This window comes from Amycolatopsis sp. NBC_00355 (assembly GCF_036104975.1).
Classification (GTDB): Bacteria; Actinomycetota; Actinomycetes; order Mycobacteriales; family Pseudonocardiaceae; genus Amycolatopsis.
In genome coordinates this window covers 2570271-2582880 of the sequence record NZ_CP107982.1, presented here as the reverse complement: position 1 = coordinate 2582880, position 12610 = coordinate 2570271, and the positions used below count along the sequence as shown (strand labels likewise).

14 protein-coding genes and 1 pseudogene are annotated in these 12610 nt (G+C 70.2%); 7 read left to right on the top strand and 8 right to left on the bottom strand.

Going from position 1 to position 12610, the window contains the following annotated elements; translation table 11 throughout:
* Window positions 1–115 precede the first annotated feature (115 nt).
* The gene (locus tag OHS18_RS10565) at window positions 116–1306 is read left to right on the top strand and encodes a zinc-dependent alcohol dehydrogenase (protein WP_328453509.1); all 1191 of its coding nucleotides are present in this window, start codon (window positions 116–118) and stop codon (window positions 1304–1306) included.
* A gap of 61 nt (window positions 1307–1367) precedes the next feature.
* A complete protein-coding gene (locus tag OHS18_RS10560; protein WP_328616838.1) occupies window positions 1368–1847 on the top strand; it encodes a hemerythrin domain-containing protein in 480 nt (159 codons plus the stop codon).
* Between the two features lie 51 nt (window positions 1848–1898).
* Here the strand turns inward: OHS18_RS10560 and OHS18_RS10555 are convergent, their stop codons facing one another.
* The 6 genes from OHS18_RS10555 to OHS18_RS10535 all read right to left on the bottom strand — a co-directional run bounded on the left by OHS18_RS10555 (window position 1899) and on the right by OHS18_RS10535 (window position 4539).
* Complete coding sequence (locus OHS18_RS10555) at window positions 1899–2024, bottom strand: hypothetical protein (protein ID WP_328616837.1); 126 nt, start codon at window positions 2022–2024, stop codon at window positions 1899–1901.
* Window positions 2025–2278: 254 nt separating this feature from the next.
* Window positions 2279–2620, bottom strand: coding sequence for a DUF2188 domain-containing protein (locus OHS18_RS48515; protein ID WP_442875363.1), 342 nt, complete (start codon window positions 2618–2620; stop codon window positions 2279–2281).
* 28 nt (window positions 2621–2648) lie between these two features.
* Window positions 2649–2858 carry a DUF2188 domain-containing protein gene (locus OHS18_RS10550; RefSeq protein WP_328453517.1) on the bottom strand — a complete coding sequence of 70 codons (210 nt, stop codon included), beginning with the start codon at window positions 2856–2858 and terminating at the stop codon, window positions 2649–2651.
* 89 nt (window positions 2859–2947) lie between these two features.
* Window positions 2948–3319, bottom strand: a complete 372-nt coding sequence (locus OHS18_RS10545; RefSeq protein WP_328616836.1) for an STAS domain-containing protein — start codon at window positions 3317–3319, stop codon at window positions 2948–2950.
* 63 nt (window positions 3320–3382) lie between these two features.
* On the bottom strand, window positions 3383–3820 hold the full coding sequence (locus tag OHS18_RS10540; protein ID WP_328453521.1) for an ATP-binding protein: 438 nt from the start codon (window positions 3818–3820) through the stop codon (window positions 3383–3385).
* A gap of 125 nt (window positions 3821–3945) precedes the next feature.
* Window positions 3946–4539, bottom strand: coding sequence for an NADPH-dependent F420 reductase (locus OHS18_RS10535; RefSeq protein ID WP_328616835.1), 594 nt, complete (start codon window positions 4537–4539; stop codon window positions 3946–3948).
* Window positions 4540–4621: 82 nt separating this feature from the next.
* Between OHS18_RS10535 and OHS18_RS10530 the strand changes: the two genes are divergently transcribed.
* A complete protein-coding gene (locus OHS18_RS10530) occupies window positions 4622–5089 on the top strand; it encodes a MarR family winged helix-turn-helix transcriptional regulator (protein WP_328616834.1) in 468 nt (155 codons plus the stop codon).
* Between the two features lie 366 nt (window positions 5090–5455).
* Here the strand turns inward: OHS18_RS10530 and OHS18_RS10525 are convergent, their stop codons facing one another.
* Window positions 5456–6151, bottom strand: coding sequence for a TetR/AcrR family transcriptional regulator (locus tag OHS18_RS10525; RefSeq protein ID WP_328453528.1), 696 nt, complete (start codon window positions 6149–6151; stop codon window positions 5456–5458).
* Between the two features lie 88 nt (window positions 6152–6239).
* On the opposite strand from OHS18_RS10525, the gene OHS18_RS10520 reads away from it, so the two are divergent.
* From OHS18_RS10520 to OHS18_RS10510, 3 genes are all read left to right on the top strand, one after another.
* The gene (locus OHS18_RS10520; protein ID WP_328616833.1) at window positions 6240–7370 is read left to right on the top strand and encodes an FAD-dependent oxidoreductase; all 1131 of its coding nucleotides are present in this window, start codon (window positions 6240–6242) and stop codon (window positions 7368–7370) included.
* A 181-nt stretch (window positions 7371–7551) separates the two neighbouring features.
* A complete protein-coding gene (locus OHS18_RS10515) occupies window positions 7552–8475 on the top strand; it encodes an ABC transporter substrate-binding protein (protein WP_328616832.1) in 924 nt (307 codons plus the stop codon).
* 26 nt (window positions 8476–8501) lie between these two features.
* The gene (locus OHS18_RS10510) at window positions 8502–9830 is read left to right on the top strand and encodes an LLM class flavin-dependent oxidoreductase (protein WP_328616831.1); all 1329 of its coding nucleotides are present in this window, start codon (window positions 8502–8504) and stop codon (window positions 9828–9830) included.
* Window positions 9831–9974: 144 nt separating this feature from the next.
* Here the strand turns inward: OHS18_RS10510 and OHS18_RS10505 are convergent.
* Window positions 9975–10355, bottom strand: a pseudogene (locus tag OHS18_RS10505) (LytR/AlgR family response regulator transcription factor); the annotation flags it as partial.
* Between the two features lie 1185 nt (window positions 10356–11540).
* Here OHS18_RS10505 and OHS18_RS10500 point away from each other — a divergent pair.
* Complete coding sequence (locus OHS18_RS10500) at window positions 11541–12578, top strand: ion channel (RefSeq protein ID WP_328616830.1); 1038 nt, start codon at window positions 11541–11543, stop codon at window positions 12576–12578.
* Window positions 12579–12610: the final 32 nt, after the last annotated feature.

Sequence of the window (12610 nt, the reverse complement as noted above, 5' to 3'; positions counted from 1 at the left end):
CCGCCGGGCTTACCCGTGACTCGCGCTCCTTTTCGCCGGCGCCCCGACCGGCTGAACCGGGTTTGTGCCTTCCCTTCGCGGGAAACCGGGTAGTCCGTACTCGCAGAGGAGTCCCATGAAGGCAGTGACCTGGCACGGCAAGCGTGACGTCCGCGTCGAAGAAGTGCCGGATCCGAAGCTCGAAGAACCCACCGACGCGATCGTGCGGATCACCTCCAGCGGCATCTGCGGCTCTGACCTGCACCTGTACGAAGTGCTCGGGGCGTTCATGACCGAGGGCGACATCCTGGGCCACGAGCCGATGGGCGTGGTCGAGGAGGTCGGGGCCGAGGTGACCGGCCTGAAGCCGGGTGATCGCGTGGTGGTCCCGTTCAACATCTCCTGCGGCCACTGCTGGATGTGCGACCGTGGGCTGCAGTCGCAGTGCGAGACCACCCAGGTCACCGATCAGGGCAAGGGCGCCGCATTGCTCGGGTACACCAAGCTCTACGGCCAGGTACCCGGCGGGCAGGCCGAGTACCTGCGGGTCCCGCAGGCGCAGTACGGGCCGATCAAGGTCCCGGACGGCCCGCCGGACGAGCGGTTCGTCTACCTGTCCGACGTCGTCCCGACCGCCTGGCAGGCCGTCGAGTACGCGAACGTCCCCCGCGACGGCACGGTCGTGGTGTTCGGCCTCGGCCCGATCGGGCAGATGGCCTGCCGGATCGCCCGCCACCGCGGCGCCGGCCAGGTCATCGGCGTCGACCTCGTGCCGGAACGGCTCGCCCGGGCGCGCGAACACGGCGCCACCGCGATCGACACCCGCGACCACAAGGTCATCGGCGACGCGATCCGGCAGCTGACCGGCGGCCGCGGCGCCGACTCGGTGATCGACGCCGTCGGCATGGAGGCGCACGGCGCCCCGGTGGGCAAGCTCGCGCACAACCTGGTCGCGATGCTGCCGCAGCCGATCGGCGCGAAGATCACCGAGAAGGCCGGCATCGACCGGCTGAGCGTCGTCTACGCCGCCATCGACAGCGTGCGCCGCGGCGGCACGATCTCGCTGTCCGGGGTGTACGGCGGCATGGTCGACCCGCTGCCGCTGATGGACATGTTCGACAAGCAGCTGCAGCTGCGGATGGGCCAGGCGAACGTGCGCCACTGGATCGACGACATCATGCCGGTGCTGACCGGCGACGGCGACCCGCTCGGCGTCGAAGGGTTCGCCACGCACAAGTTGCCGCTGTCGGACGCGCCCCGGGCGTACGACATGTTCCAGAAGAAGCTCGACGGCGTCCAGAAGATCCTGCTGCAGCCGGTGTCCTGACCGGGACGCCGGTTGGGCCGTCCCCCGGCGGGTACCCGCCGGGGGACGAAGGAGGCTGCCCGTGTCGACCGACGCGATCGTGATGCTCAAGGACGATCACAAGACAGTCGAAAGGCTGTTCAAGCAGTTCGAGAAGGCGGGCGAGCAGGCCTTCAAGGAGAAGCGGAAGCTCGTCGACGCGATGATCGAAGAGCTCACCACCCACACCTACATCGAAGAAGAGATCTTCTACCCCGTCGCCCGGGAAGCCGTTCCGGAAACCCGCGACCACGTGCTGGAAAGCGTGGAAGAGCACCACGTGATGGTGTGGCTGATGGCCGAGCTGCGGACGCTCGACCCGAAGGACGAAACCTTCGACGCGAAGGTCACCGTGCTCACCGAAAGCGTGCGCCACCACGTCGAAGAAGAAGAGGAAGAGTGGTTCCCGGAGGTGCGCAGGGCGTTGGGGCGCAAGCGGTTGCAGGAGATCGGGCTGACCATGCTCGACATCCGGCCGAAGGCCCCCAAGGACCCGCTGAAGATCCGCAGCGCGCACGCCTGACGTGCCTCGCGTGGACCGGCCCGGACGCCCTTCGCGTCCGGGCCGGTCCCGTCACCGCAGCCAGCCGAGCAGCGCCTCGTAGACGACGTTCTCGTGCAGCAGCGCGAAGTGGTTCAGGCCGCCGAGCCAGACGATGTCGGCGTCCTCGGTCAGGTCGGCGCGCTCGATCGGGGTCACGAGCAGGTCGCCGAAGAGCCGGCCCCACGTGCTGTCCCGGGTGCCTCCGGTCCGCCCGGACGGTCATGGCGTCCCGGCCGGGCGCGGCCAGGCTCGCGCCGAACATCCCGTGGGCGACCCCGGTGGCGTAGTGCCCCGCCGAGGACTCGAGCACCGAACCGGCCCAGCTCCGCCACGCGAGGAACGCCGGCAGCTGCGCGGGGACCCGGCCCAGCAGGTCGTGCAGCGCCGAAGCGGCCGTTTTCGTCATGGTGCTACTTCCGTGCTTCGCCGCCGCAGGACCGGCTGACCTCAGGTGGGGGACTACCCGCCGGGACGCCCGCTACGCGGCCGGACCCGGAGCGCCGGAGTGACGTCCGACGCACTGCCGCAGCAGGGCGCCGGGCGGCGAAGTCAGGACCGGGCGCGCGGTACGTCCGGCGTTCGCCCACTTTCCCGTCCTTCGGGTGGATGAAGTGCGCCGTGGCGCGTTTGACCGCCAGCTGCCGGCCGGCTGTGACGGCGTCGGGCTTGTCGGGTTTGGCTTCGGACTGCAGCAGCAAGGTGTGATGGAACACGGTGGTCCGTCCGGGGAACTCGGGCCCAGGCCGTTTCATCGTCCTTGATGGACACTGAAATCGTCCGTCAGGAACTCGGTCCGTACGTTTTCCGCTCTTCGACGTCTCCCGCGGCGTCGTGGACGAAATGCGTGACCCGTTTCCGGCGCGCCATCGTGCGCCCGAACGACAGCGCGTCGCTGCGGCGCACCGAGGTGTTCGAGGCGCGGACACCGCCTTCGATCCGGTTCTTCCACAGTCCGTCTTCGTAGTACGTGTGCACGTCTCCCCGGGTCACGCCGACGCCTTTCACCGTGGGTGGGCCGTCCTACCCGGGGTGGGTGCCCTTCCCGGTGCGGCACAAACGCGGTGCCGCCCATCGATGGCTCAGGTGCCGCCGGGGGTGCCCGAGTCGAGCACGGTCACGACCCGGTCGATCCCGGCGAGGCCGATCACCCGCCGGACCCGGCGCGGTGCGAGCACCACGAACGTCGTTCCCCGGTCGGCGCAGCGCAGCTGAACGGTCATCAGTGTCGAGATGCCGGCGGAGCTGAAGAAGGTCACGGAGTCGAGGTCGAGCGTCAGCCGGCGCGGGCCGCCGGCGAGCTCCGCGGTCAGCGTGTCTTCCAGGACGGGGCTGGTCGAGGCGTCGACCTCGCCGGCCGCCCGCACGCTCACGTCGCCGTCACCGGCGCTCTGCCTGGTCACCGTGAGCAGGTCGTTCGCGGGGCCGGTGCCCTCCGGGCGCGGCGTCTCCATGGCAGCTCCTCCGCTCGCGTGGCCGGTTCCATCCCACCAGGTCCGGCGGTCGATACCAAGGGCTTAACCCGGGCCGTCCCCGCCCTTCGGGCAGGGGAAGCCGGGTGCCGCGCAGCCGAGACGGCCCCACACGACCTTGCCGTCGTCGTGGTAGCTCGCGCCCCAGGCGAGGCACAGCTGGTCGACGAGCACCAGCCCGCGGCCGCCGTGGTCGTCGGGGACGCGCACCCGCGGCGAGCTGCCGCTGGTGTCGGCGACGGCCACGGTGATCTCGCAGGGGTCGGCGAGCCGGTGGAGCCGGACCTGGGTGGGGCCCTCGGCGTGCTGGTAGGCGTTGTCGAGCAGTTCGCCGATCACCATGAGCACGTCGAGGCGGTGCGCTTCGCCCAGCGTGGCGAGCCGGGCTTCGGCCCAGTGCCGCGCGGACGCCGAGTCGGCCCGGTCGCGGCCGGTCACGTCCAGGATCTGCCAGCCGGCCTGGTCGTCTCGAGCCCAGGTCACCGGCAAAACGACTCCTCCCGAGGGCCTGTCCCCAGAGGTCAGGAACCTGCCTGGGCGGTCGTATCCTCCAGGCAGGTTACCCGCGCCCGGGATCGGCACCCGCCGCGGCCATCGGAGCGTCGTGTTCAGCGCAGCGGCTGCTCGACGAAGTTGCGCAGCACGAGGGCGTTCTGCGCCTGGATCAGGCGGCCGCCTTCGTCGATCCGGCCCAGCTGCACCGCGGCGAAGCCGAGGGCGACAGCGAGGTCCGCGATCCGGTCGCCCGCGGCCGGGGAGTCGGTCGCGAGGAAGACCACCCGCTTGCCCGGCCCCGGGCCGGGTTCGGCCGCGAGGGTCTCGGACGGCAGCTGGTTGAAGGCCTTGACGACCTCGGCGCCGGGCAGCTGCTCGGCGGTGTAGCGGGTGGACAGCCGGCCTCGCAGGATCTCCTCGGCGTTCGGTGTGTAGTAGGCGTTCGTGGTGTCGACGACGGTCTTGCCGGTCCAGTCCGGCCGGGACTTGCCGAACCGCTCGACCGCGGTGAACGGGATCGCCAGGAAGAGGACATCGCTCTCCAGCGCCTCTTCCAGCGTCACCGCGTGCACGCCGGAGCCGAACGACGGCAGCGATTCCGGCCCGCGGGTGTTGGCGATGCTCACCTCGACGCCGGCCCGGGCGAACAGCCGGGCCAAGGCCGAGCCGATGTTCCCGCTGCCGATGATCGCCGGACGTGTGGTCATGGTGCCTCCCGATTTGGTTAACGTGTGAACCAAACTAGGCCGCAACTGGTTCACATGTCAACCAAGCGGTAGGGTCCCGGTCATGGCGGACGCGCGGTGGCTGGACGAGCGGGAAGAGCGGGCCTGGCGTGGCCTGATGGCGATGCAGGACGGCCTCTCGGAGTTCATCGAGCGGCAGCTGCGGACCCGCTGCGGGCTGTCCGGGGCCGACTACCAGGTGCTGGCCCACCTTTCCGAGGCGCCGGAAGGCCGGTTGCGGTCGTTCGAACTCGGCGAGCTGCTGCGCTGGGAGAAGAGCCGCCTGTCCCAGCACCTGGGCCGGATGCAGCACCGCGGGCTGGTGACGCGCGAGCGGTGCGCCACCGACCAGCGCGGGGCGGTCGTCGTCAGCACCCCGCGAGGCGAGGATCTGATCAGGGCCGCGGCCCCGCAGCACGTGGCCGACGTCCGGGACGCGTTCATCGACCAGCTCACCGAGGCGGAGCTGGAGACGCTCGGCACCATCGGCGAGAAGGTCCGCGACCGCCTCGCGGCCCTGGACCGCCGGTGACGGCGAGCGGTATCGCCCGGTGAGGTCGGGGACGCCGCCGGCGGGTGGCTGACCGGCGTCGAAGGCCGGGACGAGACCATGTGGGGCCGCCCGGTCGCGGAACTGGTGCGCTCGGCGCCGAACCGGTGGGCACGAGCCCGTTCGCGCCGGAGCCACCACGTGGTGTCGTTCTTCCACGGCTGTGGCCCTGGCCGCGCTCGACGTCGCCTGCTGGGACCTGACCGGCAGGATCACCGGCGCGGATCCCCGTTGTGCACCAACATGTGCGTGGTCCGCTTCGAGGAGTTCGCGCCGGCCGGGCGCGGTCGACGTGATCCACGGCGACGTCTCCGAGTGGGGCGGGATTTCGGCGACGAAGGCGCCGCCCTACCCGGCCAGCCCGATGATGCCGGCCAGGATCAGGTCGACCCCGGCGAGGAACTGCTCCCGGTCGTCGTGCTCGCGCATCTGCGCCGCGACGGCCCGGCTGAACGGGTACTCGCCGGGGTCGAGCTGTTCCCACGCCGTCGACACGGCGTCGAGGAATCCGGCCCGGTCCATGCCGGGGCCGAGGGCGCGCCCGCTCGCGGTGTTGGCGGCGTTCTGGCCGGCGGCGCCGAAGATGTAGTGCACCAGCGCGGACGTCGCGGTGAACCAGCTGCTCTCGGGTGCGCCCAGCGCGCGGACCTGCCGGCCGAGGCTCTCGAAGATCCGCGGGGTCACCGACCCCCGGAGCCCCTGGGCGGACTGGGTCGAGAGCTGCACGGCGAGCCACGGGTGTTCGTCGATCGCCTCGAACAGGCCGAGGGCGACGGCGCGGACCTCGTCCTCCGGTGAGTCCAGGGGCTTCCCGGGTGCCATGGCCAGGGTGACGACGGCCTCGGTCGCGGCGGCCAGCAGCTCGCCCTTGTTCGCCACGTGCCAGTAGATGGCACCGGCGCCGGTGGCGAGGCGCTCGGTCAGCACCCGGAACGTCAACCCTCCTTCGCCGGCCGCGTCGAGCACCTCGACAGCGGCTTCGACGATGCGCTCGCGGGAGAGCGCTTCTGTGCGCCGCTGGGCCCGGCGCGTCCGTGTGGCCATGCCTCCAGTTTGACACATCTGGAATGGCGTTCCAATATGGAATGACGTTCCAGTGAGGCCGGACGGCCTCGAACTCGGAGGAGTCACCATGAAGACCCAGGTCACGATCATCGGCGCCGGTCTCGGCGGCCTCACCCTCGCCCGCGTCCTGCACGTCCACGGCATCCCGGCCACGGTCTACGAGGCCGAGGCGTCACCGGCCGCCCGCACCCAGGGCGGGATGCTCGACATCCACGAACACAACGGCCAGGTCGCCCTCGAGGCCGCCGGCCTGACCGACGAATTCCGCGGCTTGGTCCTGGAGGGCCGCGAGGCGACGCGGATCCTGGACCGGAACGGGACCGTCCTGCTCGACGAACCCGACGACGGCACCGGCGGCCGGCCGGAAGTGCTGCGCGGCGAACTGCGGCAAGTCCTGCTCGACTCGCTCCCGGACGGCACCGTCCGGTGGGGGCACAAGGTCGGCGGCGTCCGCGCCCTCGGTGGCGGACGGCACGAGGTGACCTTCGGCGACGGCACCACCGTCGTCACGAGTCTGCTGGTCGGCGCGGACGGCGCGTGGTCCCGGGTGCGGTCGCTGCTCTCGGACGCGACACCCGATTACGTCGGGACGTCGTTCGTCGAGACGTACCTGTTCGACGGCGACACCCGGCACCCGGCCGCCGCGAAGGCGGTCGGCGCCGGCGCGATGTCCGCGCCCGAGCCGGGCCGGGGGATCCAGGCGCACCGGGAAAGCGGCGGCAACCTGCACACCTACGTGATGCTGGCGCAGTCGCCGGAGTGGTTCGCCGCCATCGACTTCACCGACGCCACCGCGGCCACCGAGCGGATCGCGCGGGAGTTCGAGGGCTGGGCCCCGGAGCTCACCGCGCTGATCACCGACGGCGAGACCCCGCCGGTGCTGCGCCCGCTCAACACCCTGCCGATCGGGCACCGCTGGGACCGGGTGCCGGGGGTGACCCTGCTCGGCGACGCCGCCCACCTGTCGGTCCCGAACGGTGAAGGCGCCAACCTGGCCATGCTCGACGGCGCCGAGCTCGGCCAGGCCCTCGCCGCGCACCCCGGCGACGTCGAAGCCGCGCTCGCCGACTACGAGCGGACGCTGTTCCCGCGCAGTGCCGAGGAGTCCGCCGAGGCGGCCCGCGACTTCGAACTGTGCTTCGGCGAGAAGACCCCGCACAGCCTCATCGGTCTGCTGACCGGGCAGGAGCCGGCCTAGCCGAAGTTGACAAGCCGGCCTCCTGACACCTAACCTCTAAAAACGAGCAGTACGGTTAGTTGCCTGGCTGGCTCCCGGCGCCGACGACCCGCGTCGCCGCGATCCCAGTATGTGGTTTCTGTCGTACCCGCTGGTTAGGGTCGTGTTCGGCTGGATCATGGGAAACGAGGAGTGTGGGCACGTGCGCTGGAGCCGGAATCTTCGAGCGGCCGCGGTGGTGGCGGTGGCCGTCTTCGGCCTGACCGCGTGCGGCGGCGGGGACAGCGGTGACAAGCCCGCCGCGCCGGGCAAGGGCGGGGCGCCGATCGTCGTCGCGTCCTTCAACTTCACCGACAGCCAGATCCTCGCCGAGATCTACGCGCAGGCCTTGGAAGCCAAGGGTTATCCGGTGACGCGCAAGCTGAACCTGGGCTCGCGCGAGCTGATCTACCCGTCGCTGAAGTCCGGTGAGCTGCAGTTCATCCCGGAGTACCAGGGATCGGCGATCACCACCGGCTTCGGCGCGGAGCCGGTCAAGGACGCGAAGGGGGAGCACGACCAGCTGGCGAAGCTGTTCGAGCCCAGTGGCGTCTCCCTGCTGGACTACGCGCCGGCCGAGGACAAGAACACCTACATCGTGAAGGCCGATCTGGCGAAGTCGAAGGGCATCGCCTCGATCAGCGACCTGAAGAAGCTCGACAAGGTGATCCTGGCCGGCGGCCCGGAGTGCGAGAAGCGGCTGACGTGCTTCAAGGGCTTCACCGACATCTACCAGCTGACGAACGCGTCCTTCCAGACCGTGCAGGAGATCGGGCCGCGGGTGCAGCAGCTCAACTCCGGTGCCGTCACGGTGATCCCGGTGGACTCGGTGAGCCCGTCCGCCGGTGACCCGCAGTACGTCGCGCTCAAGGACGACCTGAGCATGGTGCCGACGGAGAACGTGGTGCCGGCGGTGAACAAGAAGGTGCTCGACGCCCGAGGCGCGGACTTCGCGGCCGTCGTCGACGCCGTGAGCGCGAAGCTGAACACCGACGGCATGCGTGAGCTGAACAAGCGCGTGGACTCCGACGGGGAGCCGGCCGCCGACGTCGCGAAGGACTGGCTGTCGCAGCAGGGTCTCGCCTGAGCCGGCACTATCCGAGGAGTCGTTCCGTGAGCGCGGATCAGTTGCACTTCAACGCCTTCATCTGGCCGAACGGGTACCACGAGTCCGCCTGGCGGGTCGTCGGCGACGACGTCCGCGGCGTGCTCGGGCTGCCGTACTTCGCGGACATCGCGCGCATCGCCGAGCGCGGCCTGATGGACACGATCTTCCTGGCCGACAACATCGCCATCGCCGAATACCGGGCGACCCACCTGCCACAGACGCAGTTCGACCCGATCTCGGTGCTCTCGGCCCTGGCCGCGGTCACCAGCCACATCGGACTGATCGGCACCGGCTCCACGACCTACAACAAGCCGTGGGAGCTGGCCCGCCGGTTCGCGACGCTGGACCACCTCAGCGGCGGCCGCGCGGGCTGGAACATCGTCACCACCATCACGCCGCTGGCCGCGGCGAACTTCGGCGAGCGCGCCCACCCCGATCACGCCGACCGGTACACGCGGGCGCACGAGTTCGTCGACGTCGTGACCCGCGCGTGGGACAGCTGGGAGGACGACGCCGTCGTCGGTGACCGGGAGCGCGGTGTGTGGGCGGATCGCGCGAAGCTGCACGCGCCGCGGTTCCACGGCGAGTTCTACGACGTCGAAGGGATCCTGCCGTTCCCGCGCTCACCGCAGGGGCGTCCGGTCCTGGTCCAAGCAGGACAGTCCCCGGCGGGTATCGCGCTGGCCGCGCGGTACGCCGAGCTGGTGTTCTCCGGGCCGCCGTCGCTGGCGGCCGCGGCCGCGTTCCGGACCGGGCTCCACGCCCAGGCGGCGGCCGCGGGCCGGGACCCGGCCCAGGTGCTCGTCCTCCCGGCGCTGATGGTGACCCTCGGCGGGACCGAAGCCGAGGCCCAGGAGAAGGCCCGGCGGCTGGAAGAGCTGGCGAGCCCGGAGTTCCGCTGGCAGAACATCCTTTACACAGCGGGGCTCGACCCGGACGGTTTCGACCCGGACGTCCCGCTGCCCGCGGAACTGTGGGCCGGCACGGCGAACGTGTCGAGCCGCGCGGAGGAGCTGTTCGCCCTCTCGCGCGCGCAGCCGGAGGCGTCCTTGCGCGAGGTCGCCCTGCAGCTCAAGAGCGGCGCGGGCCAGTCCCACTTCGTCGGCACGCCCGAGCAGCTGGCCACCCACGTGATGGCCTGGCAGGACGCCGGCGCGGTCGACGGGTTCACCATCATGGGCTCGACCCTGCCGTACGAACTGACGGCGTTCGTCGACCACGTCGTGCCGATCCTGCAACGCAAGGGCCGGTTCCGCACCGAGTACACCGGCCCGACCCTGCGCGACCACCTGGGCCTGAACCGCCCACCCGCAGGAGGTGTCACGCCCCATTGACCCGGCTCCCGGTCTGTGGATCTCCGGGTAAGTAGCGGACCAACGGCCTCTTTGTTTCGTCGAACCCATAATAGGCACCGCTGGAGGCTGCGTAATAGTGGCGAATCGTCAGCTGCCGGTCGCATTCGACTGGCGCTGGTGCCACACTCGGGCAACAGCTCGGTCAAGGCGGTCCTGCATGTAGGGCTTGAGTACATAGTCGACGGCACCGAGTTCGAAGGCGTTGACCGCTTCGTCAGCATGCGCGGTCACGAAGACCAGTGCGGGGGACGGTCGCAGGGCGGCGAACATCCGGGACATCTCCATCCCGGATAGCCCGGGCATTTCGATATCGGCGAAGACCGCGTCCACGATCGGCAGCCCGCGGTCCCGGCGATCGCGCATGCGGGGATCATCGGTGGACAAGAGGCGCAATGCCTCGGACGCGTCGATAGCCGGGAAGACCCTCGTCACGTGCGGATTGTGCTGCAGGCAGTGAACGAGTTCGTCGAGACCGTTCGGCTCGTCGTCCACGGCCAGTACCACCAGCTCGGCTGGGTCATCCAGAGCAGCGTCGGCCTCGAGTGGGGTCGTGCCGGCAGGCCGCTCGTCCGGCTCGCCCGAATCCTCGATGGTGTCGCGCAGATCTTCGAACGCGGTCTCCCACAGTTGCCTGAGTCGTTCGACGATGCCGTGATCATCCGGTAGGCGGCCGAGAACTATGAGTGCTTCGACGATGCCCAACGTCGTAGACCAACTCGGCATCGTGGGCTCGACCAGCGCCTTGTGGACTGAGGTGTGGGACAGCTTCGGCCAATCGCCCGGAAACTCCGCTCGATCGGCCCGTTCCTTCAGCCATGCCGAAATTCGGTAGCTACTGACATGGCCGGCGTGCGCATGAAGGCGGTGAAGTGCGGTGTTGAGTTCCCGCAGGGGGCCCTCCGGAAGATCCGGCTGACGCCACCCTCTCATGCGACCCCCCAGTGCGCCTGCCCAGCATCATTTTGCAGCACCGAGTATAAACGGACGTAAACGATCAAGATCCCGCCACGTGCCGTCGCGCTGCCGTTGCCTCCCGGAAACCAGGGGAAACTGCCGCGGAAGAGAGCCTGGAAGAACTGCTCTATACAGACGTAACCAGATGTAATGAGGCATCCCGGGCGACCGCTGACCAGCGTAGACATCTCTCCAGCTTCGAACAGACCGTCTCGAGGCCGACTCGAGGTCAGGTCAGGAGGGCACGTGACGGGGAGCTGGCTGTGGATAGGACCATCAGCCACTGCGATGATCGCGGCGATCGCACGGTGTGTGCTCGCCCGGATCCGGGCGGAGAGCCAGAGGCATGCGCTCGAGATCGCCTTGGAAGGCGCCACCCCGCGGGAGCGCGTGGCGATCATTCGCGAACTTCGTCGTGATCAGCCTGGGTAGCGAGACCCCTTCCACGCCGGTCCTGCCCGCGCCGACTCTCGGCCACCGTGCCGCTGTGGTGCTCTGGCCGTATCTGCGACTGGCTGCTGGGCTGCGCACCTGCATCAGCCGTACCGCCCCGGCCGCCGAATCGCACTGGCTGTGACCGTCGAATCCCCGGGAAGCGGGTTGCGTCCTGCGGCCGTCACGGTCGGGTAAAGGCCGTTGTGCCTGGTCCGCGCGTGTGATCTCGTGATCGGGAACTGTCCTCAAGGGACGCTGAAGGCGGCGTGTCCGAGTGGTGGCGTTCGGTGAGGAGAGGACGTGTCGTTCATCCTTTCCCGCCTGTTCGCGCGCTGGATCCTGCGTGCCGGGTGGACGCTCCCGGTGGTGGTCGTCGTCTTCGTGTTCGTGACCAGCTGGCCGCTGATGGTGCTGGCCGAGCCGGCCGGCAGTGACCTCGTCCAGCCGGGCAACTACTGGTGGTACTTCGTCGTGACCGCGGCGACGGTCGGGTACGGCGACTTCTCGCCGGCGACGGTGGCCGGGCACTTCGTCGGCGGGTACGTGATCGTCGGCGGGATCGCCACGCTCACCACGGTCTTCACCCGGCTCGCGGCGCTGCTGGAGCAAGCGAAGGGACGGCGGATGCAGGGGCTGGAACCGGTGGAGCTGAGCGGCCACGTCGTGCTCGTCGGCTACCTCGCCGGCCGCACCGAGCGGCTCGTGGCGCAGCTGCTGGCCGACGGGATCACCGGCCTGGTGCTGTGCGCGGGAGACGACGTCCCGGTGCACCCGATGCCGGCGCAGCCGGTGGAGTTCGTCCGGGGCGACCTCACCGCGCCGGGCGTCCTCGCGCGGGCGGGGATCGAGCGGGCCGCCACGGTGCTCGTGGACGCCCGGGACGACAACGAAGCGCTGGCCGTGGCGGTCCTGGTCGACCACGCCACGACGTCGGCGCACGTGGTGGTCACGATGCGCGACATGGAGCGCGCCGAGCTGATCGGCTTCGTCGACCCGCGGATCACCTGCGTCCAGTGGCACACTCCGCGCATGGTCGTCGAGGAGGTGGTGTCACCCGGAATCGCCGAGGTCTACGCCGAGCTGATGACCGCCGGCGGCGCCGGCACGTACTCGATCACCCTCCCGGAACGCCTCGGCGCGGTGTCGGTCGAGCGCTGCCAGGCCGCACTGGGCCACGCGTTCGGCGCCACGGTCCTTGCGGTGCGCGGCGCGGAAGGCCTGACCGTGAACCCCGCCCGGGACGGCGACCTCCCGCCCGGCGCGGTGGTCTACTACGTCAACTCCCGCGCCCTCGGCCAGGAGGAGATCGAACGCGCACTCCGCGCCGCCCACCGCTGACCGCTCACCCGATCCCGCCCACCTCGACGGAC